Source organism: Pseudomonas sp. PDM17 (assembly GCF_014851985.1).
Lineage (GTDB): Bacteria > Pseudomonadota > Gammaproteobacteria > Pseudomonadales > Pseudomonadaceae > Pseudomonas.
Window position 1 is genome coordinate 454,219 of record NZ_JACVAT010000004.1, and the last position, 26,804, is coordinate 481,022.

General features: G+C 66.3%; 26 protein-coding genes. 17 read left to right on the forward strand and 9 right to left on the reverse strand.

Annotated features, from left to right (window positions below; genetic code table 11):
• Positions 1-45: 45 nt before the first annotated feature.
• The 5 genes from IB256_RS16350 to IB256_RS16370 all read right to left on the reverse strand — a co-directional run bounded on the left by IB256_RS16350 (position 46) and on the right by IB256_RS16370 (position 4,697).
• A complete protein-coding gene (locus IB256_RS16350) occupies positions 46-2,052 on the reverse strand; it encodes a GGDEF domain-containing protein (RefSeq protein WP_192403283.1) in 2,007 nt (668 codons plus the stop codon).
• Positions 2,049-2,921: an endonuclease/exonuclease/phosphatase family protein gene (locus IB256_RS16355; protein ID WP_192403285.1), complete on the reverse strand. Its 873-nt coding sequence runs from the start codon at positions 2,919-2,921 to the stop codon at positions 2,049-2,051. The genes IB256_RS16350 and IB256_RS16355 overlap by 4 nt, the downstream gene beginning before the upstream one ends.
• A 12-nt stretch (positions 2,922-2,933) precedes the next feature.
• Positions 2,934-3,575: a thiol:disulfide interchange protein DsbA/DsbL gene (locus tag IB256_RS16360; RefSeq protein ID WP_081518825.1), complete on the reverse strand. Its 642-nt coding sequence runs from the start codon at positions 3,573-3,575 to the stop codon at positions 2,934-2,936.
• Between the two features lie 179 nt (positions 3,576-3,754).
• Complete coding sequence (locus IB256_RS16365; protein WP_151188949.1) at positions 3,755-4,360, reverse strand: c-type cytochrome; 606 nt, start codon at positions 4,358-4,360, stop codon at positions 3,755-3,757.
• Between the two features lie 46 nt (positions 4,361-4,406).
• Entirely contained in the window at positions 4,407-4,697 is a 291-nt protein-coding gene (locus IB256_RS16370) for a c-type cytochrome (RefSeq protein WP_138213303.1), read from the reverse strand.
• Positions 4,698-4,877: 180 nt separating this feature from the next.
• Here IB256_RS16370 and yihA point away from each other — a divergent pair, with 180 nt between their 5' ends.
• Positions 4,878-5,540, forward strand: a complete 663-nt coding sequence (yihA, locus tag IB256_RS16375) for a ribosome biogenesis GTP-binding protein YihA/YsxC (RefSeq protein WP_045213409.1) — start codon at positions 4,878-4,880, stop codon at positions 5,538-5,540.
• A 277-nt stretch (positions 5,541-5,817) separates the two neighbouring features.
• Here the strand turns inward: yihA and polA are convergent, their stop codons facing one another.
• Positions 5,818-8,568 carry a DNA polymerase I gene (polA, locus tag IB256_RS16380; protein ID WP_192403286.1) on the reverse strand — a complete coding sequence of 917 codons (2,751 nt, stop codon included), beginning with the start codon at positions 8,566-8,568 and terminating at the stop codon, positions 5,818-5,820.
• 74 nt (positions 8,569-8,642) lie between these two features.
• Between polA and IB256_RS16385 the strand changes: the two genes are divergently transcribed.
• Both IB256_RS16385 and IB256_RS16390 read left to right on the forward strand, forming a co-directional pair.
• Entirely contained in the window at positions 8,643-8,930 is a 288-nt protein-coding gene (locus tag IB256_RS16385; RefSeq protein ID WP_045213413.1) for a DUF2782 domain-containing protein, read from the forward strand.
• Between the two features lie 34 nt (positions 8,931-8,964).
• Positions 8,965-9,915, forward strand: a complete 951-nt coding sequence (locus IB256_RS16390) for a homoserine kinase (RefSeq protein WP_192294154.1) — start codon at positions 8,965-8,967, stop codon at positions 9,913-9,915.
• A 167-nt stretch (positions 9,916-10,082) separates the two neighbouring features.
• Here IB256_RS16390 and IB256_RS16395 read toward each other — a convergent pair whose 3' ends face one another.
• The 3 genes from IB256_RS16395 to znuA form a co-directional block, all read right to left on the reverse strand.
• Positions 10,083-10,769 (reverse strand): NrdJb, encoded by a 687-nt coding sequence (locus IB256_RS16395; protein WP_017521239.1) that lies wholly within the window; start codon positions 10,767-10,769, stop codon positions 10,083-10,085.
• A gap of 17 nt (positions 10,770-10,786) precedes the next feature.
• Positions 10,787-12,934 (reverse strand): adenosylcobalamin-dependent ribonucleoside-diphosphate reductase, encoded by a 2,148-nt coding sequence (locus IB256_RS16400; RefSeq protein WP_192403294.1) that lies wholly within the window; start codon positions 12,932-12,934, stop codon positions 10,787-10,789.
• A 455-nt stretch (positions 12,935-13,389) separates the two neighbouring features.
• Entirely contained in the window at positions 13,390-14,328 is a 939-nt protein-coding gene (gene znuA, locus IB256_RS16405; protein ID WP_192403296.1) for a zinc ABC transporter substrate-binding protein ZnuA, read from the reverse strand.
• 70 nt (positions 14,329-14,398) lie between these two features.
• On the opposite strand from znuA, the gene zur reads away from it, so the two are divergent.
• The 14 genes from zur (at position 14,399) to cls (ending at position 26,608) form a co-directional block, all read left to right on the forward strand.
• Positions 14,399-14,905, forward strand: coding sequence for a zinc uptake transcriptional repressor Zur (gene zur / locus IB256_RS16410; RefSeq protein WP_015474971.1), 507 nt, complete (start codon positions 14,399-14,401; stop codon positions 14,903-14,905).
• Positions 14,905-15,705, forward strand: a complete 801-nt coding sequence (gene znuC, locus IB256_RS16415; protein WP_192403298.1) for a zinc ABC transporter ATP-binding protein ZnuC — start codon at positions 14,905-14,907, stop codon at positions 15,703-15,705. The genes zur and znuC overlap by 1 nt, the downstream gene beginning before the upstream one ends.
• Entirely contained in the window at positions 15,698-16,486 is a 789-nt protein-coding gene (gene znuB, locus IB256_RS16420; RefSeq protein ID WP_037016176.1) for a zinc ABC transporter permease subunit ZnuB, read from the forward strand. The genes znuC and znuB overlap by 8 nt, the downstream gene beginning before the upstream one ends.
• Before the next feature lie 37 nt (positions 16,487-16,523).
• Complete coding sequence (locus tag IB256_RS16425) at positions 16,524-16,910, forward strand: hypothetical protein (protein ID WP_138213311.1); 387 nt, start codon at positions 16,524-16,526, stop codon at positions 16,908-16,910.
• A gap of 194 nt (positions 16,911-17,104) precedes the next feature.
• Positions 17,105-18,115, forward strand: coding sequence for a methionine ABC transporter ATP-binding protein (locus tag IB256_RS16430; RefSeq protein WP_192225579.1), 1,011 nt, complete (start codon positions 17,105-17,107; stop codon positions 18,113-18,115).
• Entirely contained in the window at positions 18,112-18,777 is a 666-nt protein-coding gene (locus IB256_RS16435) for a methionine ABC transporter permease (RefSeq protein ID WP_024766991.1), read from the forward strand. The genes IB256_RS16430 and IB256_RS16435 overlap by 4 nt, the downstream gene beginning before the upstream one ends.
• A gap of 41 nt (positions 18,778-18,818) precedes the next feature.
• Complete coding sequence (locus IB256_RS16440) at positions 18,819-19,601, forward strand: MetQ/NlpA family ABC transporter substrate-binding protein (RefSeq protein WP_192294160.1); 783 nt, start codon at positions 18,819-18,821, stop codon at positions 19,599-19,601.
• A 327-nt stretch (positions 19,602-19,928) separates the two neighbouring features.
• Positions 19,929-20,738 (forward strand): energy transducer TonB, encoded by an 810-nt coding sequence (locus tag IB256_RS16445; RefSeq protein WP_192294162.1) that lies wholly within the window; start codon positions 19,929-19,931, stop codon positions 20,736-20,738.
• Between the two features lie 49 nt (positions 20,739-20,787).
• Positions 20,788-21,504, forward strand: coding sequence for a MotA/TolQ/ExbB proton channel family protein (locus IB256_RS16450; protein ID WP_192403300.1), 717 nt, complete (start codon positions 20,788-20,790; stop codon positions 21,502-21,504).
• A 1-nt stretch (position 21,505) separates the two neighbouring features.
• A complete protein-coding gene (locus IB256_RS16455; RefSeq protein WP_081518837.1) occupies positions 21,506-21,907 on the forward strand; it encodes an ExbD/TolR family protein in 402 nt (133 codons plus the stop codon).
• Between the two features lie 377 nt (positions 21,908-22,284).
• Positions 22,285-22,938, forward strand: coding sequence for a gamma-glutamylcyclotransferase (locus tag IB256_RS16460; protein ID WP_192294164.1), 654 nt, complete (start codon positions 22,285-22,287; stop codon positions 22,936-22,938).
• Positions 22,939-23,056: 118 nt separating this feature from the next.
• Entirely contained in the window at positions 23,057-23,638 is a 582-nt protein-coding gene (locus IB256_RS16465) for an alpha/beta hydrolase (RefSeq protein WP_192403302.1), read from the forward strand.
• A gap of 96 nt (positions 23,639-23,734) precedes the next feature.
• Entirely contained in the window at positions 23,735-25,132 is a 1,398-nt protein-coding gene (locus tag IB256_RS16470; RefSeq protein ID WP_192294168.1) for an amidase, read from the forward strand.
• 42 nt (positions 25,133-25,174) lie between these two features.
• Positions 25,175-26,608 carry a cardiolipin synthase gene (gene cls, locus IB256_RS16475; protein WP_192403304.1) on the forward strand — a complete coding sequence of 478 codons (1,434 nt, stop codon included), beginning with the start codon at positions 25,175-25,177 and terminating at the stop codon, positions 26,606-26,608.
• Positions 26,609-26,804: the final 196 nt, after the last annotated feature.

Here is a 26,804-nt window from a genome sequence, read left to right on the forward strand (position 1 = left end):
CCTGTAGAAGCGAACCCCGCTCGCTCCTACAGTCAGGACCGGTCGTCAGTCGACTTCGAGGCGATTGCGCCCGCCGCGCTTGGCGCGGTACAGCGCCTGGTCGGCGCGCTCGAACACGGCCTCGGCGCGCTCGCCCTCGCGGAACGCCGTCAGGCCCGCCGAGCAGGTGATGCTCAGGCGTTCGCCCTTGAAGTGGAAGGGGCAGGCTTCGATGGCGCCGCGCAGCACGTCGAGCAGTTGCTGTCCGCCGTCCAGCGGCGTGGCGGGCAGCAGCACGACGAACTCCTCGCCGCCGTAGCGGGCGATGAAATCGGTCTTGCGCACGCGCTTGGCCAGTTCGTTGGCGATGATCTTCAGCACCTTGTCACCGGCAAGGTGGCCGAAGTCGTCGTTGATGCGCTTGAAGTGGTCGACATCGAGCACCGCCAGCAGCAGGTCGCCGCCGTAGCGCTCCCAGCGCGAGACCTCCAGCTCCAGCCGCTCGCTCAGCGCGGCGCGGTTGGGCAGGCCGGTCAGGGCGTCGGTCATGGCTTTCTGACGCTGGTCCTCGATGTTCGCCTGGAAGGTGCGGGCCTCCTCTTCCATGCTGGTGACGCGGGTCACCAGCGACTGGATGCGCTCACCCACCTCGCGCTCACGGACTTCGCGCTCCTCGCGGAAGCGGTCCATGGTGCCCACCAGGCCCTGCAGGCGCGACTCGACATTGCGCTTGAGGCCCTCGAGGTCGGTGGCCTCCAGCACGCTTTCCTTCAGACCGCTGACCTGCTCACGCAGGGTGTCGTCCAGGTCGCGGGCGCTGGAACTGGAGCCGCTGTGATTCTCCTGGACCGCCTGCAGGCCGTCGAGGAAGGTGCCCAGGCGTTCGTTGAGCTGGTGCAGGTAGCCTTCGAACTCGCGCTGGCCGCTGTCGTTGAGCGACAGCACCAGGACGCCCAGGTCGTCCAGCACCGGCACCAGTTCGTACCAGTTGAGGCTGCCATGGATGCGCGAGCGCAGTTCTTCGGCCTGGATCTGCTGGGCGGCCGGCAGGTGCATCTCGTCCAGCAGGCGCAGCAGGCTCGCCTCGATGTGTGGTGCCACAGCGCTGTAACCGGGCTCCGGGCGCGGTGGCAGGGCGTAGGGATCGCTGGCCTGACGTGCGTCTTCCGGCGTGCCGAACAGGCCGGGCGGCACCGGCAGGCTGTCTAGCAGTTTGGAATCGTCGTGGGCAACAGGCTCCAACACGGCCGCAGGGACCAGCACTTCAGCCACGGCGACAGGCTCGGGTAGCGCGGCCGGGGACGGTGCGGCGACGGGTTCTGGCGCCGGGGCAACGGCGTCGGCCCTCTTCATGACGGACTCGGCAACCGCTTCAGCGACCACCGGCTCGGCGGGTGCAGGTGCAGGTGCAGGTGCAGGTGCAGGTGCAGCAGGTTGTGCTGCAGCGGGAAGCGGCTCATCTATCGCTGCTTCGTCGATGGGCGTTGCCTGTGCCGTTGCGGTGAGCGCAGTGGGCGTCGATTCCGGCGAATCTGTCTCGTCGTTGTCCCGGCTGCCGAACAGCCGCTGCAGGAAGCCGGGGCGCTGCTCGCCGCCGCCATTGCCGAAATGGTCCAGCACCTGGCGTTGCAGGCGGCTCAGTTCGGCCAGCAGGCCCGGCAGTTCACGGGAGGAGCTGCCACGGCTGGGAATATCCTTGGCCAGGCGCTTGAGCGGCTTGCGCAGGTCGCCCGGCATGTCCAGGGACAACAATTGCTGCGACAACTGGCCCAGTGCGGCGATGTTCTGCTCGACGCGCTGCTGGCGGCGCTGCTCGGAGTCGAGCACGGCTTTTTCGAGCTGCGGAATCAGGCGCGACAGGCCGGCGTCCATCTCGTCGCGGCGCAATACCTCACGCAGCTCCTTCATGCACGCGTCTACCGCCTTGTCGCTGCCTTCGGCGGCGAGGCTGCTGCGCACCAGTCCGCGACGCAGCAGGTCGAGACGGGCATCCCAGCGGCGCTCGAGCTTTTCCTGCTGCTCGAGGTTGTCCAGGTATTTCTGTTTCCAGCGTTGGTCGTCGTCGCGACTCATTCAGGGGCCTCGCCGCGCAAGGCGAGCGACGAGGACGAACGCAGGGCATCCGGCAGGCGGATTTCCACGGCCACGGGCAGGTGGTCGGAAATCGGGTGCGGGAGGACACTGACGCGTTCCAGCGCCAGCTCGGAACTGAGCAGGATGTGGTCCAGGCAGCGCTGTGGGCGCCAGCTGGGGAAAGTGGCCTCGACCTGCGGGGCGATGAGCTGGAGATCGCGCAGCGGCGAGCTTTCCAGCAGGTCGGTGGCATGGGTGTTCATGTCGCCCATCAGCACGTGGTGGCGGTAGTCCTGCAGCAGCTCGCGGATGTAGGCGAGCTGGCGGGTGCGGGTCCGCGCGCCGAGGGCCAGGTGCATCATCACCACGGCCAGCGCGTCACGGCCTTCGCCGAAGCGCATGAGGATCGCGCCGCGTCCGGGCGGGCCGGGCAGCGGGTGGTCTTCCAGGGCGGTGGGCTGCAGGCGGCTGAGCAGGCCGTTGCTGTGCTGGGCGATACGCCCGAGATTGCGGTTGAGCTGCTGGTACCAGTAGGGGAAGGCGCCGAGCTGGGCCAGGTGTTCGACCTGGTTGATGTTGCCGGAGCGGATGCTGCCGCCGTCGGCTTCCTGCAGGGCGACCACGTCGTAGTCGTGGAGCAGATCGCCGATGCGCTGCAGGTTGCTGGCGCGCCCGGCGGCCGGCAGCAGGTGCTGCCAGCCGCGGGTCAGGTAGTGGCGGTACCTTTCGGTACTGATGCCCACTTGGATGTTGAAGCTGAGCAGGCGGAGCCGGCCGTCGTCGGGCAGGCCGGCGGGTGTCCCATGGGCGGCATTCACCCGCGGGACGCAGGCCCCCGCGACACGATCACGAGTCCGCCGGCGCAGCATCGTCGTCGGACCTTACTGAGCGGCCTTGGCGTCGGCGCGTTCCTTGGCGATCAGCTGGTCAGCCAGCTGCAGCGCCTCGTCCGGGCCACCGGCCGAGCCGATGTCGAAGCGGTACTTGCCATTGACCACCAGGGTCGGCACGCCGCTGATCTGGTAGGCCATCGCCAGTTTCTTGGCCTTCTCGATCTGGCCCTTGATGGCAAAGGAGTTGTAGGTGCTCAGGAACTTGTCCTTGTCCACGCCCTGTTCGGCGACGAAGTCAGCCATTTCTTCCGGGGTGGTCAGGGCTTTCGGGTTGTTGTGCAGCTTCTCGAAGATCGAGTGGTGCACCTTCTTCTCCACGCCCATGGACTCCAGGGTCAGGAACAGCTGGCCGTGGATGTTCCACAGGCCGCCGAACATGGCCGGAATGCGCACGAAATGAACGTCGGCCGGCAGCTTCTCGACCCACGGGTTGATGGTCGGTTCGAACGCGTAGCAGTGCGGGCAGCCGTACCAGAACAGCTCCACCACCTCGATCTTGCCGGGCTGGGAGACCGGGACGGCCTGGTTCAGCTCGGTGTAGTTCTTGCCTGCTTCGAAGTCGGCGGCGTTCGCGTTGACGGCGAACAGGCCGGCGAAGGCAAGAGCGGCGGTGAAAATCAGGTTACGCATGGTTCACTCCTTGGCTGAGCGGAACCGCCACGCTGCACGCGGCGGGATGAAGCGGTTTGACCGGAGGGGCCAGACACGGTTCCAGCATTGTAGTGGGGGCGGACGCAAAAAAGGGCGGCCTGAGCCACCCTTTTTTTCGAAGCAGTTTTTCGATCTGGCGTTTCCGCCACAAGGGCTGCTTAGTGCAGGCCTTCGATGTAGCTGGAGATCGCGGCGATGTCCTTGTTGGACAGCTTGGCGGCGATGCTGCGCATGATCATGGCGTCGCCGTCGTTGGTGCGCTCGCCTTCGCGGAAGGCGGTCAGCTGCTTGGCGGTGTAGGCCGCGTGCTGGCCACCCAGGTGCGGGAAGCCGGCTTCGGCGTTGCCCTGGCCAGCCGGGTTGTGGCAACCGGTGCAGGCCGGCATGCCTTCAGCGAGTTTGCCGCCACGGAACAGGGCTTCACCCTGGGCGACCAGCTTGGGATCGGCGGCGCCGACGCTGCCGTTCTGGCTGGAGAAGTAGGCGGCGATGTCTGCCAGGTCCTCATCGCTGAGGTTGGTCAGCAGGCCGGTCATTTCCAGGACGGTCCGCTTGCCGTCCTTGATGTCGTGCATCTGCTTGAGCAGGTAACGCTCACCCTGCCCGGCCAGTTTCGGGAAGTTGGGCGCCATGCTGTTGCCATCGGCGCCGTGGCAGGCACCACAGACAGCAGCTTTCGCCTGACCGGCCTTGGCATCGCCAGCGGCGTTCGCCACACCGACAAGACCCAGGGTCAACAGCAGACTCACGATCAATTTGTTCATCAGCTAATCCAATAACGGCTAAGGGTGAAAGAGTAAGGCCTGGGAGTTACTTCGACATCCACTGGATAATTGTCTGGTAATCCTCGGCGCTGCAGTCGGTGCACAGGCCGCGAGGCGGCATCGCGTTGAAACCGGTGGTCACATGTTGCACCAGCGTGTCCATGCCCTTGTCCAGGCGTGGCTTCCAAGCGGCGGCGTCGCCCTTTTTCGGCGCCATTGGCAACTGACCATTGTGGCAGGCGCCACAGGCTCTGTTGAAAACGGCTTCCGGATCCTGGGCCGCCAGGGCGCTGGATGCCAGCGCGGCAACGATGGCTGCGAACAGCAGTTTCTTCATGATTATCCTCATCGCAGGGAACATCCGCGTTCTTGATTGCGCGGACTCCAACGTTCCCGTGTGGCTCGACCCTGGGGGATAAAGCGCACACAAAATCCGCGGCATTATATACTTCAGATGCCCAAACGGAAACGAAACCGCCCCCCGCGACACCGCGTCGCACCCGCCGCGAAGTTACCCATGTCCTCGAATAACGCTACGAAAAACCCGATTCTCGGCCTCTGCCAACAGGCCACTTTCCTCATTTCCGCCGCCAAGGTGAACCAGTGCCCGGAAGACTCCGGCCTGGAAGTCGCCTTCGCCGGCCGCTCCAACGCGGGCAAGTCCAGCGCGCTGAACGCGCTGACCCACGCGAACCTGGCGCGGACCTCCAAGACCCCCGGCCGCACCCAGTTGCTGAACTTCTTCCGCCTGGATGACGAACGCCGCCTGGTCGACCTGCCCGGCTACGGCTACGCCAAGGTGCCGATCCCGCTGAAGCTGCACTGGCAGCAGCACCTGGAAGCTTATCTCTCCAGCCGCAATGCGCTAGCCGGCGTGGTGCTGATGATGGATATCCGCCACCCGCTGACCGATTTCGACCGCCTGATGCTCGACTGGGCGCAGGCCAGCCAGCTGCCGATCCACGTGCTGCTGACCAAGGCCGACAAGCTGGCCTACGGCGCGGCGAAGAACGCGCTGCTCAAGACCCGCAAGGAAATCCTCGACGGCTGGGGCGATGTCGCCACCCTGCAGCTGTTCTCGGCGCCCAAGCGCCAGGGCGTGGAAGAGGCGCAGCTGGTCCTGGCCGGTTGGCTGGGGCTGCTGGACGAGGAAGAGGAGGAGGCCGGCGAGGAGGCCTGAGGCCAAATCGCAGGCAAAAAAAACCCCGAGCTTCGTATGGGGAGGGGGAAGTTCGGGGTTTAAGTCCGGACCGCTAGGGCGGGGTCCAGTAATCTGCCAACACTAAACACTGCAAAGGAGCATCGAAGGGCTTCACCAGCCATTCACGAGTTCTGACTCGGCTCCGCGCGGGAAAGTTCAGCGGGTCACAAAAGATTTTTTCGGGCCAGCCCGAAAGGGCCTGAACAATCGTGCCAGAAGGCCCGACTGGCGGGCCTTGCGACCGTTCGTCCAGTCGTCAGTGCGCCTCGTCCCAGTTCACCCCGACACCCGCTTCGACGACCAGCGGTACATCCAGTTCCGCCGCGCCGCTCATCAGCGGCCGAATGCCATCACGGACCTGATCCACCAGGTCCTCGCGCACTTCCAGGACCAGTTCGTCGTGTACCTGGAGAATGACGCGGGCATCGATGCCGCTCTCCTGCAGCCAGTTATCCACAGCCACCATGGCGCGCTTCATGATGTCCGCGGCAGTGCCCTGCATCGGTGCGTTGATCGCGGTACGCTCGGCGGCCTTGCGCATGGCGCCGTTCTTCGAGGCGATTTCCGGCAGGTACAGGCGACGGCCGAAGAGGGTTTCGACGAAGCCCTGCTCGGCGGCCTGGGCGCGGGTGCGCTCCATGTAGGCCAGCACGCCCGGGTAGCGGGCGAAATAGCGATCAATGTAGGCCTGGGCCTCCTTGCGCTCGACGCCGATCTGCTTGGCCAGGCCGAAGGCGCTCATGCCGTAGATCAGGCCGAAGTTGATTGCCTTGGCGCTGCGGCGCTGGTCGGACGTCACGTCGTCCAGCGGCACGCCGAAGACTTCGGCGGCAGTGGCGCGGTGTACGTCGCGATCATGACGGAAGGCGTCCAGCAGACCTTCGTCCTTGGCCAGGTGCGCCATGATGCGCAGTTCGATCTGCGAGTAGTCCGCCGCCAGCAGCTGGTAGCCCTTGGGCGCGACGAAGGCCTGGCGGATGCGCCGGCCTTCGGCGGTGCGGATCGGGATGTTCTGCAGGTTCGGGTCGCTGGAGGAAAGCCGGCCGGTCGCCGCCACCGCCTGGTGGTAGCTGGTGTGGATACGCCCGGTGCGCGGGTTGATCTGTTCCGGCAGCTTGTCGGTATAGGTGCTCTTGAGCTTGCTCAGGGAGCGGTACTGCATGATCACCTTGGGCAGCTCGTAATCCTGCTCGGCCAGCTCGGCGAGGACGGCCTCGGCGGTGGACGGCTGGCCGGTGGCGGTCTTGGACAGCACCGGCAGGCCGAGCTTTTCATAAAGGATGGCGCCCAGCTGCTTGGGCGAGCCGAGGTTGAACTCCTCGCCCGCCAGCTCAAAGGCCTGGCGCTGCAGCTCGACCATCTTCTCGCCCAGCTCGACGCTCTGTTTGCCCAGCAGGTTGGCGTCGACCAGCGCGCCGTTGCGCTCGATGCGCGCCAGTACCGGCACCAGCGGCATCTCGATTTCGGTGAGGACCTTGGCCAGGGACGGGATGGCTTCCAGCTTCTGCCACAGGGTCTGGTGCAGGCGCAGGGTCACGTCGGCGTCTTCGGCTGCATAGGGGCCGGCCTGTTCCAGGGCGATCTGGTCGAAGGTCAGCTGCTTGGCGCCCTTGCCGGCGATGTCCTCGAAGCGGATGGTGCTGTGGCCCAGGTACTTGAGCGCCAGGCTGTCCATGTCGTGGCGGGTCGCGGTGGAGTCCAGCACGTAGGATTCGAGCATGGTGTCGTAGGCGATGCCCTGCACGGCGATGGGCGTCGAGGCGTTGGCCAGGACGTTCATGTCGTACTTGGCGTGCTGGCCGACCTTGCGCTTCTTCGGGTCTTCCAGCAGCGGCTTGAGGGCCTTGAGCACAGCGTCGCGGTCCAGCTGCGCCGGCACGCCCATATAACTGTGGGCCAGCGGCACGTAGGCGGCTTCGCCTTCCTTCACCGCGAAGGACACACCCACCACCTGCGCCTGCTGCGGGTCGAGGCTGGTGGTCTCAGTGTCGAAGGCGATCAGCTCGGAGGCTTCCAGCTTCTTCAGCCAGGTGTCGAACTGGGGTTGCTCCAGAACGATCTCGTAGAGCTTCTCGGCCGCGGCAGCCGGGGCCTCTTCCAGCGCCAGCTGCGGGCTACCGGCCTTGGCCGCCTGGCGTTGCAGATCGTCCAGCCCGGTCTTGAATTCCAGAGTGCGATACAGCTCGGTCAGGGCTTCGCGGTCCGGTTCGCCGGGGTGCAGGGCTTCGATCTCGACGTTCAGTTCAACATCGCACTTGATGGTGGCGAGCTGGTAGGACAGGTAGGCCATGTCCTTGTGCTCTTCGAGCTTGGCCGGCAGGCCCTTGGCGCCGCGGATCGGCAGTTCGGGCACCTTGTTCAGGCTGGCGTAGAGCACATCCAGGCCGCCACCGACGCCGGTGAGCAGGCCGAGGGCGGTCTTTTCGCCGACACCGGGCACGCCGGGGATGTTATCGACCTTGTCGCCCATCAGCGCCAGGTAATCGATGATCAGCTCAGGACCGACACCGAATTTCTCCTTAACGCCATCCACATCGAGCACGCTACCGGTCATCGTGTTGACCAGCGTAATGTGCCCGTCGACCAGCTGCGCCATGTCCTTGTCGCCGGTGGAGATCACCACCGCCCGGCCACCGGCCGCGCTCTGCCGGGCCAGGGTGCCGATCACATCGTCCGCTTCCACGCCTTCCACGCAGAGCAGGGGCAGGCCGAGGGCGCGCACGGTGGCGTGCAGCGGCTCCACCTGCACGCGCAGGTCGTCCGGCATCGAGGGGCGATTGGCCTTGTACTCGGCAAACATCTCGTCGCGGAAGGTCCCGCCCTTGGCATCGAAGACCACCGCGAAGGGGCTGTCCGGGTACTGCTTGCGCAAGCTCTTGAGCATGTTCAGCACGCCCTTCACCGCTCCCGTGGGCATGCCGGTGGAGGTCATCAGCGGCGGCAGGGCATGGAAAGCGCGATACAGGTAGGACGAGCCGTCCACGAGGACGAGGGGTGCTTGGCTCATGAGGGGAATCAACCTTTTCAGAAGGGCTCGGGCTAAAATGTCCGTAGCCAATTCGACAAAGGGACAAGGTTATCATGCGTACGTTGAACCGCCTGTTGCTCGCCGCTCTGCTGGGTCTTGGCGCGACCACCGTGTTGGCGGCGGACGATGCCCCGACGCCGGAACCGGATGTGACCATCCGCCAGGAGGGCGACAAGACCATCCAGGAATACCGCGTGAACGGATTCCTCTACGCCATCAAGGTCGTGCCCAAGCACGGCAAGCCGTACTTCCTGGTGCGCCAGGACGGCAGCGACGGCAACTTCATCCGCTCGGACCAGCCCGACAAGCTGATTCCGCAGTGGCAGATCTTCAGCTGGTAAACCCTCCCCTCCACGACGCTCCAGAGGATTGAGCATGTCGGTATTCACGCCTCTGGAACGTCCGGTCCTGGAAGACTTTCTCGCCCCCTACGGTCTCGGCCGGCTGCGGGACTTCCGCGGCATCGCGGAAGGCTCGGAGAACAGCAACTTCTTCGTCAGCCTGGAACAGGGCGAATTCGTCCTGACCCTGGTGGAGCGCGGCCCGGTGCAGGAGATGCCGTTCTTCATCGAGCTGCTCGACGTCCTGCACGAAGCCGACCTGCCGGTGCCCTACGCCCTGCGCACGAAGAGCGGCGAGGCGCTGCGCCAGCTCGAAGGCAAGCCGGCGCTGCTGCAGCCGCGTCTGGCCGGCCGTCACGAACGCTCGCCGAACAACCATCACTGCCAGGAAGTCGGCGACCTGCTGGCACGCCTGCACCTGGCGACCCGCGAGCGGATCATCGAGCGTCCCAGTGACCGTGGCTTGAGCTGGATGCTGCATGAAGGCGAGACGATGCAGTCGCACTTGTCCGGCCACGCCGCGACCCTGCTGGGTGATGCCCTGGAGGAGATCGCCCGCCTGCTCGCCGAACAACCGGCGCTGCCGCGCGCCAACCTGCACGCCGACCTGTTCCGCGACAACGTACTGTTCGACGGCCCGCACCTGGCGGGGGTGATCGACTTCTACAACGCCAGCTCCGGCTGGATGCTCTACGACCTGGCGATCACCGTGAACGACTGGTGCTCGACGGACGACGGCACCCTCGACGGCCCGCGCGCCCGCGCCCTGCTGGCGGCCTATGCGGCCAGGCGGCCGTTCACCGCGCTCGAAGCCGAGCTATGGCCGGAGATGCTGCGAGTGGCTTGCGTGCGCTTCTGGCTGTCGCGGCTGATCGCCGCCGAGGCATTCGCCGGGCAGGACGTGCTGATCCACGACCCAAGCGAGTTCGAACGTCGGCTGGCGCAGCGGCAGACGGTGGGGATTCGTTTGCCGTTTGCCCTGTAGTTCAGCGACGGTTCGCGGACCCGGCCCACTCCTTTGAGCACTGCGCCTACCGGAAACTGATGAGCCCCTTGTAGGAGCGCGCCATGCGCGCGATCGCGGGCATGGCCCGCTCCTACAGGGAGCCCCGGTCGTCCATGGCCGGTCTTTCGAGATTGCTTAGCTCTGGCTCACCCGCACTTGGAATGCCCACAGTTCAGGCAGGTCGCGCAGCCATCCATCTGCACCACCGCCATGGTGTTGCACTTGCCGCACAGCTGGGCACCGGCGGGGAAGCCTTCGCCGGGTTCGGCCTTGTTGGTGCCCTGGGCGGCTTCGTAGGCGGCGCGCTTCTCGGCGAGGTACAGGCGCTGCTCTTCGTCCAGCTGCGGGCCTTCCATCAGGCCGATGGCGACCAGGTGGCGCTCTACCACCGCGCCGATCTCGGCGACGATCGACGGCATATAGATGCCGCCGCGCTTCAGGTAGCCGCCGCGCGGGTCGAACACCGCCTTCATTTCTTCCACCAGGAAGGTGCAGTCACCGCCTTTGCGGAATACCGCGGACATGATCCGGGTGAGCGCGACGATCCACTGGAAGTGGTCCATGTTCTTCGAGTTGATGAAGATCTCGAAGGGCCGACGCTGCTCGTACGGGGTGTCCGGGTTGAGCACCACGTCATTGATGGTCACGTACAGCGCATGCTCGAACAGCGGCGACTTGATCTTGTAGGTCGCACCGACCAGCAGCTCCGGCCGCTGCAGGGTTTCATCCATCTTCACCACGGCGGCCGCCGCGGCGGCTTCCACACGGGCCTTTTCCTCGGCCACGTCCACCACCTGGAAGCCTTTGATCTTCTGGTTGATCTTGACGCTCATAGCATTCTCCAGGGGTATCAGTACTTGCCGTAATAGCCTTCTTTCAGGGCATCGAAGAGGTTGGCGGCGGTGTGTATCTCGCCGTCGTATTCCACTTCCTCGTTACCCTTGAGCTCCACCACGCTGCCATCTTCCAGCTCGAAGCGGTACAGGGTCTTCTCCAGGTCCGACTCCTTCACCAGCACGCCCTGGAAGGCCGCCGGGTTGAAGCGGAAGGTGGTGCAGCCCTTCAGGCCCTGGCGCCACGCGTAGAGGTAGATGTCCTTGAAGTCCTCGAACGGGTAGTCGGTGGGGACATTGGCGGTCTTGGAGATCGACGAGTCGATCCACTTCTGCGCGGCGGCCTGGATATCCACGTGCTGCTGCGGCGTGATGTCGTCGGCGGTGATGAAGTAGTCCGGCAGGCGGTGCTTCTCTTCCTCGGCCCCCGGCACGGCGTGGTTGTCGATCTGGTCGCGGTAGGCCAGCAGTTCGTAGCTGAAGACCGATATCTTCTCCTTGGTCTTGCGCCCGGCGCGGATCAGGTTGCGCGAATAGTGGTGGGCGAAGCTCGGCTCGATGCCGTTGGAGGCGTTGTTGGCCAGGCTCAGGCTGATGGTGCCGGTGGGCGCGATGGAGCTGTGGTGGGTGAAGCGCGCACCGTGCTCGGCCAGCTCCTCGATCAGCTGCGGCGCATGCTCGGCAACGCGCTGCATGTAGCGCGAGTACTTGGCGTGCAGCACGCGGCCGGCCACCTTGTCGCCGACCTTGAGGCCATCGGCTTTCATCTCCGGGCGCTTGCGCAGCATCTCGGCGGTGACGTCGTATTCCTTCACCAGGGCCGGCGCCGGACCTTTCTCGCGGGACAGTTCCAGGGCCACTTCCCAGCCGACCAGGGCCATCTCGCGCGCCACTTCCTCGGTGAACACGCAGGCTTCCGGGCTGCCGTAGCGCAGCTTGAGCAGGGTCAGCGCCGAGCCCAGGCCGAGGAAGCCCATGCCGTGGCGACGCTTGCCGAGAATTTCCGCGCGCTGCTGCTCCAGCGGCAGGCCGTTGATCTCCACCACGTTGTCGAGCATGCGGGTGAACACCCGGACCACTTCGCGGTAGCGTTCCCAGTCGAAGCGCGCATTGTCGCCGAAGGCATCGACCACGAAGGTGGTCAGGTTCACCGAGCCCAGCAGGCAAGAGCCGTAGGGCGGCAGCGGCTGCTCGCCGCAGGGGTTGGTGGCACGGATCGCCTCGCACCACCAGTTGTTGTTCATCTCGTTGACCCGGTCGATGAGGATGAAGCCGGGCTCGGCGTAGTCGTAGGTGGACACCATGATCATGTCCCACAGGTGCCGCGCCTTGACCCGCCCGTAGACCTTGCAGGCCACGCGGCCATCGTCCCCCACCAGGTACTCGTCGTGCAGCGGCCAGTCGCGCCAGACCACTTCCTCGGCGTTCTTCAGATCAACTTCGTCGCGTTCCTTCTGGTGGATCGGAAACACCAGCGGCCAGTCCTCGTCGTCCTCCACGGCGTTCATGAAGCCGTCGGTGATCAGCAGGCTGAGGTTGAACTGGCGCAGGCGGCCGTCTTCACGCTTGGCGCGGATGAACTCGCGCACGTCCGGATGGCTGACGTCGAAGGTGCCCATCTGCGCGCCACGCCGCCCCCCGGCGGAACTGACGGTGAAGCACATCTTGTCGTAGATATCCATGAACGACAGCGGCCCGCTGGTGTGCGCGCCGGCGCCGGAGACGTAGGCGCCACGCGGGCGCAGGGTGCTGAACTCGTAGCCGATACCGCAGCCGGCCTTGAGCGTCAGCCCGGCCTCGTGGACCTTCTCCAGGATGTCGTCCATGGAGTCGCGGATGATCCCCGACACGGTGCAGTTGATGGTCGAGGTGGCCGGCTTGTGCCCCTGGGCACCGGCGTTGGAAATGATCCGCCCGGCCGGGATGGCGCCGTTGCGCAGGGCCCAGAGGAAACGCTCGTACCAGTGCTCGCGCAGCGCCTTGTTGGCCTCGACGTCGGCGAGGGCGCGGGCGACGCGCTGCCAGGTCTCGTCAACGCTGCCGTCGATGGGGTCACCGCTCTTGTGCTTGAGGCGGTACTTGCTGTCCCAGATGTCCTGCGAGGCAGGCTGCAGGGCGAGAACTCCTGGTTTGGCGCCGCGTTGGCGCGCATCGGTCTTGGCCATCCGGGAAATAACCTCCTGTCGGTTGGGTGGCAGGCGCAAATGGAGCGCGAGTAGACCCCATATGTAGGCATAGATTCCTGATCACCATCAACATCTTGTGTCAGGCAACCCCAACTAGACACCATAGACAATTGAACGACGAACGCCGTCAAAGCTGCGGAAAGCCGACGATTGGCGGGGAATCAGGGGAGGAAAGTGCGGGAAATTTCAGGCAGGGAGGGTGCGGCGATCAGGCGCGGGGATGGCGTTGTGCCGCACCTGAATTGTTGGAGCGCGCCCACCTGCGTGTCTGAAAAGCAGCCCACTCCCACAGGGGGAAATCCGGAACCGCGGATTACTCAGCAACGTAGGGCGCATAAAACGGAACGCTTTATCCGCCCTCCGAGGCCCAACGGCGGATAACGCCCGAGGCGTTATTCGCCCTACGAGCGAGGAAGCTTGGGCAGAGCGCCGACTCAGAGCTTCTCCAGACACCCCGCGAACTCGTCTGCCAGGTTGCCCAGCAGGTTTTCGTAGCCCTGGGCATCCACCTTGACGCCCACGCCCAGGTCATCCAGCTCGGCCAGGCGCACCGGCAGGCCCTGGCTCAGGGTGTCGGCCAGGCGCGGGCGGATCGGCGGCTCGCTGAAGATGCAGGAAGGGCCGGCCTTCTGCAGTTGCGCACGCATCATGGCGACATGGCGGGCGCCCGGCTGCACGTCTGCGGACACCGCGAAGACGCCGGCATGGCGCAGACCATAGGCCTCTTCGAAGTAGTCGAAGGCCTCGTGGAAGACGAAGAACGGCTTGCCCTTGAGCGGGTCGATGCGCTGTTTCAGGCGGGCGTCGAGGGTCTCCATGCGCTCGTCGAAGGCTTTCAGGTTGGCCTGGTAGCGGCTGGCGTTGGTCGGGTCGGCGATGGCCAGGTCCTCGGCCATGCGTGCGGCGATCACCTGGGCATTGGCCGGCAACAGCCACAAATGCGCGTCGATCATGCCGGGGCGGTGATCATGATCGTGGCCCAGATCATCGTGAGCATCGTCATGGTCCGGGTGGTTGGACCCGCTGAAGTCGGCGAACTTGCGCAGGTGCATGCCGGCCTGGTCCTGCACGGCCACGTTCGGGCCCTTGCGGCTTTCCAGCACCTTGGGCAGGAAGTTCTCCAGGTCCGGGCCAACCCAGTAGAACAGCTGTGCGTCGCGCACGCGGCGGATGTCCGACGGGCGCAGCGAGTAGCTGTGCGGCGAGGCGCCCGGCGGCAGCAGTACGTCCGGCGTGCCCTCGCCATCCTGGATGGCGGCGGCGATCAGTTGCAGCGGCTTGATGCTGGTCAGCACGCTGACCTCGGCACGTACGGGGAGGCTGAGCAGCAGCGCACAGGCGGCGGTCAGCAGGGCGACGGGACGGAAGGACACGGCGGTACTCACACAGGGGAGACATGAAAGAGTAATATAATAACGTCTCTGAACCCGAGCGTCGCCGCGCATGTACAAGATTGCCCCCAAGACTCCCCTCGCCTGCCGTCCGCACGACCACGCCAATTGCGTGGCCAGCGCCCTGGCCGACGCCGATGCGCTGTGCGCGCGTCAGGGCGTACGCCTGACCGAGCTGCGCCGGCGCGTGCTGGAGCTGGTCTGGGCGAGCCACAAGCCGCTGGGCGCCTACGACATCCTCGCCGTGCTGAGCGAAGAGGACGGCCGTAAGGCGGCGCCGCCGACGGTCTACCGCGCCCTGGATTTCCTCCTGGAAAACGGCCTGGTACACCGCATCGCCTCGCTCAACGCCTTCATCGGCTGCGCCCACCCGGAGCACGCCCATGAAGGCCAGTTCCTGATCTGCCGCGCCTGCCACACCGCCATTGAGCTGGAACAGCCGGCCATCAGCGAGGCCATCGTCGCCGGCGCCAAGGGCGTCGGCTTCGCCGTGGAAAGCCAGACCGTCGAGATCGTCGGCCTCTGCGGCGCCTGCGCCCCCGGCCAGCGGGAGGCGTGATGAGCGACGCCCTGATCCGCCTGCAAGGCGTTGGCGTCAGTTATGGCGGCCAGGCGGTGCTGCAGAACGTCGACCTGACCATCGCCCCCGGCGAGATCGTCACCCTGATCGGCCCCAACGGCGCCGGCAAGACGACCTTGGTACGCAGCGTGCTCGGCCTGCTCCAGCCCGATACCGGCAGCGTCTGGCGCCAGCCGAAGCTGTCCATCGGCTACATGCCGCAGAAGCTCCACGTCGATCCGACCCTGCCGCTGACGGTTTTCCGCTTCCTGCGCCTGGTCCCCGGCGTGCAGCGCTCCCACGCGCTCGACGCGCTGAAGGAAGTCGGCGCCGCCCACGTCATCGACAAGCCGCTGCAGAGCGTCTCCGGTGGCGAGCTGCAGCGCGTGCTGCTGGCCCGCGCCCTGCTGCGCAAGCCGGAACTGCTGGTGCTCGACGAGCCCGTGCAGGGCGTCGACGTCGCAGGGCAAGCCGAGCTATACCGCCTGATCGGCCGCCTGCGCGACCGCCTCGGCTGCGGCGTGCTGATGGTCTCCCACGACCTGCACCTGGTGATGAGCGCCACCGACAAGGTGGTCTGCCTGAACCGCCACGTCTGCTGCTCCGGGCACCCGGAACAGGTCAGCGGCGACCCGGCCTTCGTCGAGCTGTTCGGCCAGGACGCCCGCAGCCTGGCGGTCTACCACCACCACCACGACCACTCCCACGACCTGCACGGCGAGGTGGTGAAACCCGCCTTCCCGGCCGGCACCCGCTTCACTCCGGTCCACCAGCACGGCCCCGACTGCAACCATGGCTGATTTCCTGCTCAACGCCCTCCTCGCCGGGCTCGCCCTGGCGGTGGTCGCCGGGCCCCTGGGTTCATTCGTCGTCTGGCGACGCATGGCCTATTTCGGCGACACCCTGTCCCACGCCGCCCTGCTCGGCGTGGCCTTAGGCTTCCTGCTGGACGTCAGCCCGACGCTGGCGGTGACCGTCGGCTGCGTATTGCTCGCCGTCCTGCTGGTCACCCTGCAGCAGCGCCAGCCGCTGGCCGCCGACACCCTGCTCGGCATCCTCGCCCACAGCACGCTGTCACTGGGCCTGGTGACCCTGAGCTTCATGAAGGAAGTGCGCGTCGACCTGATGGCCTACCTGTTCGGCGACCTGCTCGCCGTCAGCCAGACCGACCTCCTGTGGATAGTCGCCGGCAGCGCCCTGGTGCTGGGGCTGATCTGCTGCCTGTGGCGCCCGCTGCTGGCGATCACCGTGCACGAGGAACTGGCGCGGGTCGAAGGCCTGCCAGTCACCGCCATCCGCCTGGCGCTGATGCTGCTGATCGCCATCGTCATCGCCGTGGCCATGAAGATCGTCGGCGTGCTGCTGATCACCTCGCTGCTGATCATCCCAGCCGCCGCCGCCCAGCGGCATGCGCGCAGCCCGGAACAGATGGCCTTCGGCGCGAGTCTGATCGGCCTGGTGGCGGTGTGCGCCGGGCTCTCGCTGTCCTGGTTCAAGGACACCCCCGCCGGCCCCTCCATCGTGGTCAGCGCGGCGGCCCTGTTCCTGCTGAGTTTTGTCCTGCCGCGCCGGACGGTGTAGAATTTGGCGATTTTTTGATCAAAAGAGACCCTGACGCATGAAGTCGTTCGTCATCCGCCTGTTCGCGCTGATGGCCATGGCGCTGGCCCTCGCGGCCTGCCAGAGCACCGCGAGCAATCCGCCCAGCAGCAGTGGCTTCGAGACCGAACTGGCCGCCGGCCGTCTGGAATCCGCGCAGCTCGCGCTGGGTTCCGAACAGGAAGACGCCACCCAGCTCGCCGAGCGCCGCAAGCGCCTGGCGGACGCGTACCTTGAGCGCAGCCGCGAAGCGCTGGCCAAGGGCGACGTCAATGGCGCCACCACCGCCCTGACCCGCGCCCGCTCACTGATGCCCCGCGCCCCCGGCGTCGCCGCCGACGTCAGCGGCCTGCAGAAGCCCGCAGCTCCGGTCGCCCCGGCCGCCCAGCCGAACTGCACACCCTGAACCCCACGGGCGCCCGTTCGCGGCGCCAGTTATTCCCTTTTGTTCCGTGCTTAGCTGAACAAAGATTAATCAGCCATAAAAAAGCAGGTTAAAATGCGCGGTTTTGGCTGACCGCCTACGCTCGTTGCCTACGCCTGTTCATCCGACGGCCCCGGTAGCGAGCGGCGCCTCCCCGTACCCACAAGGTTCGCTAAGTGATCGAATTCCACGACGTCCACAAGACCTATCGCGTCGCCGGACGCGATATCCCGGCCCTGCAGCCGACCCGCCTGTCCATCGAGGGCGGCCAGGTGTTCGGCCTGATCGGCCATTCCGGCGCCGGTAAAAGCACCCTGCTGCGCCTGATCAACCGCCTGGAAGAGCCCAGCGGCGGACGCATCGTCATCGACGGCGAAGACATCACCGCCCTGGACGCCGACGGCCTGCGCCGCTTCCGCCAGCGCGTCGGGATGATCTTCCAGCACTTCAACCTGCTGGCCTCCAAGACCGTCGCCGACAACATCGCCATGCCGATGAAGCTCGCCGGCACCTTCAGCGCCGCCGAGATCACCGCGCGGGTAGACGAACTGCTCGATCGCGTCGGCCTCAAGGACCACGCCCGAAAGTACCCGGCGCAGCTGTCCGGCGGCCAGAAGCAGCGCGTCGGCATCGCCCGCGCGCTGGCCTGCCGGCCGACCATCCTGCTCTGCGACGAGGCCACCAGCGCCCTCGACCCGCAGACTACCGGCCAGGTCTTGCAACTGCTGGCGGAAATCAACCGCGAGCTGAAGCTGACCATCGTCCTGATCACCCACGAGATGGACGTGATCCGCCGCGTCTGCGACCAGGTCGCGGTGATGGATGCCGGGCGCATCGTCGAACAGGGCGAGGTCGCCGACGTGTTCCTCCATCCGCAGCACGAGACCACCCGCCGCTTCGTCTTCGAGGCCGAGCGCGTCGATGAGGACGAGCAGCACGACGACTTCGCCCACGTACCGGGGCGCATCCTGCGCCTGACCTTCCGTGGCGAAGCGACCTACGCGCCACTGCTGGGTACCGTCGCGCGCCAGACCGGCGTCGACTACAGCATCCTTGCCGGGCGCATCGACCGCATCAAGGACCAGCCCTACGGCCAGCTCACCCTGTCCCTGGTGGGCGGTGACATCGAAGCCGCTCTGGCGCAGCTCAACGCCGCCGAAGTCCATGTGGAGGTGCTGCGCGCATGAGCGATTTCTTCGTAAATATTGATTGGTCCGAGATCCTCCAGGCCAGCCTCGACACCTTCTGGATGCTCGGCGGCTCGCTGCTGTTCACCGTCATCCTCGGCCTGCCGCTGGGCGTGCTGCTGTTCCTCACCGGACCCAAGCAGATGTTCGCCAACCGCGGCATCTACGGCGTGCTGGCGTTCATCGTCAACGTGCTGCGCTCGCTGCCGTTCATCATCCTGCTGATCGTGCTGATTCCGCTCACGGTGATCCTGGTCGGCACCTCGCTGGGCGTCGCCGGGGCCATCCCGCCGCTGGTGGTGGGTGCCACGCCGTTCTTCGCGCGCCTGGTGGAAACCGCGCTGCGCGAGGTGGACAAGGGCATCATCGAAGCCACCCAGGCCATGGGCGCCAGCACCCGCCAGATCATCTGGAACGCCCTGCTGCCCGAGGCCCGCCCGGGCATCATTGCCGCCATAACCGTCACTGCCATCACCCTGGTGTCCTACACCGCGATGGCCGGCGTGGTCGGCGCCGGCGGCCTCGGCGACCTGGCGATCCGCTACGGCTACCAACGCTTCCAGGACGACGTGATGCTGCTCACCGTGGTGATGCTGGTGGTCCTCGTCCAGATCCTGCAGACCGTCGGCGACAAGCTGGTGGTCCATTACTCGCGCAAATAACCACAAGGCCCGCCGGATGCGGGCCGACCAAGGAGCCAACCATGAAGAAACTGTTCGCCGCGTTCGCTGCCGCCGCCGTCATCGGCGCCCCGCTGGCCCAGGCCGCCGACAGCCTGACCGTCGCCGCCACCCCGGTGCCGCACGCTGAGATCCTCAACTTCGTCAAACCCATCCTGGCCAAGGAAGGGGTTGAGCTGAAGGTGAAGGAATTCACCGACTACGTGCAGCCCAACACCCAGGTCGCCGAGAAGCGCCTGGACGCCAACTTCTTCCAGCACCAGCCGTACCTGGATGAGTTCAACAAGACCAAGGGCACCAGCCTGATCGCCGTCACCGGCGTGCATATCGAGCCGCTGGGCGCCTACTCCACCAAGTTCAAGAAGCTCGAAGAGCTGCCCTCCGGCGCCACCGTGGTGATCCCCAACGACGCCACCAACGGCGGCCGCGCGCTGCTGCTGCTGGACAAGGCCGGCGTGATCAAGCTCAAGGACAACAAGTCCATCACCGCCACCCCGAAAGACATCGTCGAGAACCCGAAGAACATCAAGGTGCGTGAGCTGGAAGCGGCCACCCTGCCGCGCGTGCTGACCCAGGTCGACCTCGCCCTGATCAACACCAACTACGCCCTGGAAGCCAAGCTGAACCCCACCAAGGACGCGCTGGCCATCGAAGGCGCCGACTCGCCCTACGTGAACATCCTGGTTGCCCGCCCGGACAACAAGGACAGCGCCGCCATGCAGAAGCTGGCCGCCGCCCTGCACAGCCCCGAGGTGAAGCAGTTCATCCTCGAGAAGTACAAGGGTGCCGTGGTGCCGGCGTTCTGATCGCCGCGTAGCTGACACGTATGAAAAGCCCGGTCGAATGACCGGGCTTTTTCGTTTCAGCGCCTCGCAAAGCCGCGCGCCAGGGCCTTTGCTCAAAAAAACACCAACCTTTCCTGCATATTTTCCATGCCGCAAAGGCATCGGATTTTTGCCGATCCGCTGAAACCCACGAATGGTGCGGCCTGCAGCGATCCGCCGAAAACCTATAGCACCGAAAGTTATTTAAACAAGAGAAACAATCACTTCAAGAGCTAAGACGCTCCGCCAATCATGCAGGTCCGTTCCAGGCGCGACTTAGAGCCGCGCAGACCAGCAAGGAGATCGTTCATGGCTCAACCCCAGCATGCCCTCGCGCCGGATGCGTTCCTGCGCCACGTGCCCGGCGGCGACCTGGTCGATCTCGGCCGCCCGCTGCGCCACGCGCTGGAGCTGGGCCGCCACGTGCCGGCGAAAGCCCGTGCGCTGAGCCGCCGCGAAGCCGTGCTGCTCGGTCTGTTTGCCCTGACACTGCATGGCGCGGTGGTCTACTGGCTGAGCCAGCAGCCCACCCCGCAGCTGCCGGAGGTGCCGCCGCAGGTGCCGCCGATGACCATCGAATTCACTGCACCGACGCCGCCGGTGGTCGAGCCGCCGCCGCCCGAGCCGATTCCCGAGCCGGTGGTGCAGGAGCCGCCGCCCCCGGTGGTGGACGAGAACGCGGTGAAACCACCGCCGCCCAAGCCGATTCCCAAACCCAAGCCGAAGCCCGTGGCCAAGCCCAAGCCTGTGCCCAAGCCGGTCGAGCAACCCACGCCGCCCAAGGCCGAAACCCCGCCGCCGCAACCGGCTCCGCCCGCTCCGCCGGCTCCAGCCCCGCTGACGCCGCCCTCAGCCAGCGCCGGCTACCTGAAAAACCCGGCGCCGGAATACCCACCCCTGGCCCAGCGCCGTGGCTGGGAAGGCACCGTGCTGCTGCGCGTCCACGTCCTCGCCAGCGGTAGCCCGAGCGAGATCCAGGTGCAGAAGAGTAGCGGCCGCGACGCCCTGGACGATGCCGCGGTGCGCGCCGTGAAACGCTGGAGCTTCGTCCCCGCCAAGCGCGGCGACGTGGCCCAGGAAGGCTGGGTCAGCGTACCCATCGATTTCAAATTGCATTGATTCAACTTGCCCAGATCAGCCGCACGAGAATCGCGGAAGGAGAACACCCATGAGTCTGCCCCTGAACCCCCTGGAATCCGTCGAAGGCGCAGTCATCTGGCTGCTGGTCGGCTTCTCCGTCGTCACCTGGGCACTGGCCCTGGTGAAAGGCGTCCAGTTCACCCGTCAGAAGTCCCAGGACAAACGCTTCCAGAAGCAGTTCTGGAGCGCCACCAGCCTCGAATCGGCCGGTGACCAGGCCGTCGGCAAGCCCGGTGCCGGTGCTCGCGTGGCCCAGGCCGGGTTCGCCGCCATCCAGGTCCAGGACAACGGCCAGCCTGACCTCGCCCAGTCGATCAACCACCAGGACCGCCTCGAACGCGCCCTGCGCCAGCAGATCCAGCGTGAGCGCCGCTCCCTGGAATCGGGCCTGGCGGTGCTCGCCTCGATCGGTTCCACCTCGCCCTTCATCGGCCTGTTCGGCACCGTGTGGGGCATCATGGAAGCGCTCAAGGGCATCAGCGCGGCCGGCTCGGCGAGCCTTGAAACCGTCGCCGGCCCCATCGGCAGCGCGCTGATCGCCACCGGCGTGGGGATCGCCGTCGCCGTGCCGGCGGTGCTGGTCTACAACTACTTCCTGCGTCGCCTGAAGCTCACTGCGGCCGACCTCGACGACTTCGCCCACGACTTCTACAGCCTCGCGCAGAAGAGCGCCTTCCGTGTCGTCACCCTGCCCACCGCCGCGCGCAAACCGGCTGCCGGTGCCAGCGTGAAGGAGGCGAGCTGACATGGCCTTCTCGACCCAGGACAGCGACGAAGTTCTCTCCGAGATCAACGTGACCCCGCTGGTGGACGTGATGCTGGTGCTGCTGGTGGTGTTCATCGTCACCGCGCCGCTGCTGACCAACGCCATCCCGATCAACCTGCCCAAGACCGAGGCGGTCGCCCCGCCGGAGCAGAAGGACCCGCTGGTGGTGAGCATCGACGGCGCCGGCAAGTGGTTCATCAACAAGGACGAGATCCAGCCGGAGTTGCTGCAGAGCAACCTGGCCGCGGCCAAGGCCAAGGACGCCGAAGTCCGGGTGCAGCTGCAGGCCGACGAGACGGTGAACTACGGCCAGGTAGCCAAGGCCATGGCCTCCATCGAGAAGGCGGGGATTACCAAACTGGCGGTGATCACCGCGCGCTGAGGCACCTGTAAGACACCTGAAACAGAGCGGGTGTAGAAAGGGACCTCCACAACGTACCGAGCTTGAAGGCCGCTCTCCCAATACTCAGGCAGGGGTGAGCGGCCTTTTTTTATTCTCCGCGTCCAGCGGATGGCAGGTTCGCGGGCAAGCTTGCTGCCATGAAAAGCAGGTCCGACCTGAACCGGCGAAACCCTAGGGCGGATAACGCTGGCGCGTTATGCGCCCTACCAGAGCGCCAGTGGCTTGCTGCGCCTGCCAAACCACCCGCCGTTCGTCGTCATCCCCGCCCTGGCAATAAACCTATGCCTTTCAGGCCCTTCCGTGGCCGCCGCTGTTCCACTAAGTTGATGACAGTCTGGAGACCTGAGGGGTACCGCATGACATCGTCTCCCGCTTCGGAAGGCCCGTTCTATCCGCCGACACTGGGGGTGCCGGAACGCTTCACACCCGCACAGCTGCGCGCCTCGCTCGACATCACCATGAGCGAACACGGCGCCGGCCCGGTGTGGCTGTTCGCCTACGGCTCGCTGATCTGGCGCCCGGAATTCCCGGTGGCCGAGGCACGCCGCGCGCGGGTGCATGGCTACCATCGCGGGCTCTACCTGTGGTCCCTCACCCACCGCGGCACCCCGGAAGCGCCGGGCCTGGTGCTCGGCCTGGACCGTGGTGGTTCCTGCGCCGGCTTCGCCTTCCGCCTGCCCGACGACAACCTCGACGCCAACCTCTATGCGCTGTGGGAACGGGAGATGCCCTACGCCTCCTACCGCCCGGAATGGCTGAACTGCCGCCTCGACGACGGCAGCCGCGTGCGCGCCCTGGGCTTCGTCCTCGAGCGCCACCTGCCCAGCTACGCCGGCTCCCTGCCCGACAACATCGTCCAGCACGTGCTCGACAGCGCCCAGGGCCACTTCGGCACCACCCGCGACTACGTCGAGCAGACCGCCAGGGCGCTGCGCGACTACGCCATGCCCGACCTCAACCTGGAAGGCATCCTGGCGCGCTGCTGCCCGCTGCACCGGGAGCAGGACTGAGGCCTTATCGCCATTCGTTAGATAGAAATACTGCATAAGCAAAGAATTTCTTATTCCTTAACGAATATTAAAACCCTCCCTAGAATGCCTTCTCATGACGATTCGAGAGGGCCGCCCCATGCGCAATGAACGCATCCGCTACCTGATCGTGCCGGGCTGGCACGGTTCCGATGACGCCCACTGGCAGAGCCACTGGCAGCGCGCCCTGCCGAACGCCGCGCGGGTGCAGCAGCAGGACTGGATCACCCCGCAGCACAACGACTGGGTCGCCGAACTGGACCGCGAAATCCGCCGCGAACCGGGCCGCGTGGTGCTCATTGCCCACAGCCTGGGCTGCGTCACCGCCGCCTCCTGGGCGGCCCGCGCTGACCGCCGCGCCCTCGCCCAGGTCGCTGGTGCCCTGCTGGTCGCCCCAGCTGACGTGGAACGGGAAACCTGCCACGAGGCTCTGCGCAATTTCGCCCCCATCGCCGCGCAGAACCTGCCCTTCCCCGCCGTGCTGGTGGGTTCGGACAACGATGCCGCCTGCAGCCCGCAGCGCGCGCTGATCCTTGGCCGCGCCTGGGGCGCCGAGACGGTGATCCTGCCCTCCGCCGGGCACATCAACGTGAAATCCGGCCACGGCGCCTGGGAATCGGGCTACCGTCATCTGTATCGCCTGCAGTACCTGATCGACCAGCAATCGCGCCAGCGCGCCTGATCCGACGAAAGACGGCGCGCGGTGTGACGACCGCGCCTATCCCATCGCGGCGCGGATTCGGCTAGGGTGAGGCATAGCCCCACGCCGGAGACTGCCATGCCACCGTTGCACGACCTGTCCGCCGTCGAATTGCTGGCCCTGTACCGCTCGCACCAGCTATCCCCCGTCGAGTACCTGGAGCATCTGATCGCTCACATCGACCGCTGGGAGCCGCAACTCTGCGCGCTCTTCGCCTTCGATCCGCAGCGGGCGATGGAGCAGGCGCGGCGCTCCGAGGCGCGCTGGATCCGCTGCGCGCCCTGCGGCGAACTGGATGGCGTGCCGGTGACCATCAAGGAGCTGATCGCCACCCGTGGCGACCCGATTCCCCAGGGCAGCGCCGCCACCCTGCTGCAACCTTCAACCGGCGACGCACCGCCTGCCGCGCGGATGTTCGAGGCCGGTGCGATCCTGCTGGGCAAAACCACGGTGCCGGACTTCGGCATGCTCTCCTCCGGGCTTTCCAGCTTCCACGAACTGGCGCGCAACCCCTGGGATCTGCGCATGAACCCCGGCGGCTCCAGCGCCGGCGCCGCCTCGGCGGCCGCCGCCGGCTACGGGCCGCTGCACATCGGCACCGACATCGGCGGTTCGGTGCGCCTGCCGGCGGGCTGGTGTGGCCTGGTCGGCTTCAAGCCGAGCTTCGGGCGCATTCCCATCGACCCGTACTACACCGGGCGCTGCGCCGGGCCGATGACCCGCACGCTGGACGATGCGGCGCTGATGATGAAGCACCTCACCCGCCCGGACTGGCGTGACGCCACGTCGCTGCCGCCGGCGGACCTGGACTGGCACATCGAGCCGCTGGACGTGCAGGGCCTGCGTATCGGCCTGCAGCTCGCCCCCGGCTGCGGCCTGCAGCCGGACGCGGAAGTCCGCGCCGCCGTCGAGGCGGTCGCGCAGCGCTTCGCCAACGCTGGCGCGGAGATCGTCGAAGTGCAGCCGATCCTCGACCGCGAACTGCTCGATGGGCTCGACAAGTTCTGGCGCGCGCGCCTGTGGGCCGAGCTGGAAAACCTGCCGCGCGAACGCCAGGCCAAGGTGCTGCCCTACATCTACCAGTGGGCCGAGGGCGGCGCCTCGGTCAGCGGAGCCGACGCGGTGCGCGGCTACAACCGCACTTTCGACATGCGTCGACGGGCCGCCGAGCAATTCCACGAAGTAGACTTCCTGCTCTCGCCGACCAACCAGGTCTCAGCCTTCCCGGCCGAGTGGGCGTCACCCACCAACGACCCGGCGCTGCCCTTCGAGCACATCGGCTTCACCGTGCCGTGGAACATGTCCGAGCAACCGGCACTCTCAATCAACTGCGGCTTCACCAGCGCCGGCATGCCCATCGGCCTGCAGATCGTCGGCCCGCGCTTCGCCGATATAGCTGTGCTGCGCCTGGGCAAGACCTACGAACACTGGCGCGGCCCCGTCAGCCGCTGGCCGCAGCCGCCGGGAGTCAACTAGGCTCAGACACACCGCCGACCACAAGGAACCGATCGCGCGCCCATGCAGTACACCACCTACATCGCCCACTTCCTGGTCGTCATCCAGCTGCTGGGGATCATCGCCGCGGTCCACGCCGTGCTCAGCGTGCGCACTGCGCAGGGCGCCATCGCCTGGGCGACGTCGCTGGTGTTCATGCCGCTGCTGACCCTGGTGCCCTACCTCGTCTTCGGCCGCAGCCGCTTCGACGCCTACATCGGCGCACGCCGGCAGGCCAACGAGGAAATGCACGTGGCCGCCGCCGAACTGGACTGGCGCCCCTGGGTGGAAGAGGCCCTCGCCGCCCGCCAGTACCACGCCTACAAGTCGCTCAAGGCGATGGTCGGCCTGGCGCGCATGCCGACGCTGGCCAACAACAAGGTGCGCCTGCTGGTGAACGGCAAGGCCTCCTTCGATGCGATGTTCGAGGCCATTTCCAGCGCGCAGAAAGTCATCCTGGTGCAGTTCTTCATCATCCGCGACGACGCCCTCGGCCAGCGCCTCGCGCAACTGCTGCTGGAGCGCGCGGCCAACGGTGTGGACGTGTTCCTGCTGTATGACGGCATAGGCAGCCATGCCCTGTCGCGTCGCTACATCGAGCGCCTGCGCCAGGGCGGCGTGCAGGTGCACGCGTTCAGCACCGGCAGCGGGATGATCAACCGCTTCCAGGTGAACTTTCGCAACCACCGCAAGATCGTGGTGGTCGACGGCGTGCGCGGCTTCGTCGGCGGGCACAACGTCGGCGTCGAATACCTGGGTGAGAAACCCCCACTGGCGCCCTGGCGCGACACCCACATCGAACTGCACGGGCCGGCGGTGGCGTGTCTGCAGGAGTGCTTCGCCGAGGACTGGTTCTGGGCCACCCATACTCTGCCGACGCTGATCCTGCCCGACGGCTACGACGACGCCGGGATGCTCTGCCAGGTGGTGCCCAGCGGCCCGGCGGACACCCAGGAAACCTGCTCGCTGTTCTTCGTCGAATCGATCAATGCGGCGGTGGAGCGGGTGTGGATCACCACGCCGTACTTCGTCCCGGACGAAGCCGTCGCCGCCGCCCTGCGTCTGGCGGTGCTGCGTGGCGTGGACGTGCGCATCCTGTTGCCCTCCCGGCCGGACCACAAGACGGTCTACGCCGCCTCCAGCCTGTACGCGCTGGACGCCGTGCGCGCCGGCGTGCGGGTGTTTCGCTACCAGCCGGGGTTCCTGCACCAGAAAGTGGTGCTGATCGATCACGACAGTGCCGCCGTAGGCAGCGCCAACCTGGACAACCGCTCCTTCCGCCTGAACTTCGAGATCATGGTGATCACCGTCGACGAAGGCTTCGCCCGCGACGTGGAGAGCATGCTGGAAGAGGACTTTGCGCAGTCGGTGGAGATGACCCTGGACGACCGCAAGCGCGTGCATCGCCTGCAGCAACTGGGGATGCGCGTGGCGCGGCTGGTATCGCCGATTCTCTGAAGATTCGGAGCGAGGCTGGCCCTCTCCCCCGCCCTCTCCCTGAAGGAAGAGGGAGCCGTCCTCTGCATCGATACTTTTCGAAGTCAGCCGGAGGGCGCAGAGATCTCCGCGTCTGCCGGACAGTCCCCTCTCCCTTCAGGGAGAGGGTGCTAACCCCGCGCGTCAGGACCAGCAGGTAAATATCATCCAAAAGAAA